Below are 1,095 nucleotides of genomic sequence, written 5' to 3'. Positions count from 1 at the left end.
TAGAAGCGCGGATGTGACCGCTTAACGCCCTCGAGGGTTGCTCGCTCCGCTGCCGCCGTCCGGCGCTGCCAGAGTGATTTTTAAATGTAATTCAGTACGCTTGTTGTGGCATATCGGCATCAAAACCTTGGGCTAAATCCCAAATGTAGCCTGTCAGTTCGCGAGCCACAGCGGTAACGACTTTATTGTATTCTTTGCCTCTTGCTTTTAAGGCATGAAAGCGTCGACATAGGCGCTGCTGGATTTCCCATGAGCGAGTTTGCAGTTTGATAGAGTGCTCTTGTTGGCGACTTTCCAATTCCCTCGAGACCCGAGCGGGGAAACGATAGGCCCAGGCCGATTCAATAAGGATGCGTCTGGCGTGGCTATTGCCGCACTTAGTGATGCCGCCACGCCGTTCCCGCTGACCACTGGAGTGTTCGCTGGGTGTCAAACCGACAAAGTTCATCAGTGAACGCGGAGAAGCAAAGCGTCTGAGGTCACCCAGTTCCGCCAATAGGGTCATAGCGGATAAGAAACGTACTCCACGCAGTACCGTCAGACGTTGCACCAGTGGGTACCAACGCCAGCTTTCGGCCAGGCTTTGCAGCTCCAATTCCAGCCGTTGCAAGCGCTCATAGCGCTCGGTAACGATATGAATGTAGTGCTGAAAGGTGATTTTAGTAGCACTTTGCGGAAAGTTGATATCAGCCAGGTGGCGTCGATAGGCCTCGGTCCAGTTTTGCCGACCAGTGCAGGGATGACCATGACGCAGCAGAAAGGATTTCAGCCGTTGCCGTGCCTGGCGCAAATCGAGCATGGCATCTTCCCGGCAGCGGATAAGGTCGCGGATAGCTTCATCCCGCTCATCCGGAACATAAATAGAGTGCAAATCGCCGCTACGCGCTAACCTGGCCAATGTCATGGCATCGCGTTTATCGGTTTTGACCCGGTCGCCCGGAGCTTTGGGGATGAGTGCCGGCGCTACCACCCAGCATTCAATGCCACGGCGCAACAGATGACGATAGAGCCAGAAGCCGCAGGGACCGGCCTCATAGATAACACAGAGCTTGCTGGTCTTGGCTGTTTGATTCTTAATGAGTTTATCGAATGAAC

Annotated in this window: 1 protein-coding gene; it reads right to left on the bottom strand. The window is 54.1% G+C overall.

The genetic code is table 11. The annotated features are described in order from the left end of the window. Positions 1 to 91 precede the first annotated feature (91 nt). Positions 92 to 1,095, bottom strand: a 1,004-nt coding sequence (locus tag ACF8D4_RS15870; protein ID WP_392468839.1) for an IS110 family transposase, incomplete at its 5' end; no start/stop codon positions are given.

The sequence above is a fragment of the Shewanella sp. YQ_9 genome, assembly GCF_043103185.1.
In the GTDB taxonomy this organism is placed as follows: Bacteria; Pseudomonadota; Gammaproteobacteria; order Enterobacterales; family Shewanellaceae; genus Shewanella; species Shewanella algae.
Note: the sequence above shows the minus strand (reverse complement) of the source record. Positions and strands in the feature narration are given on the sequence as shown.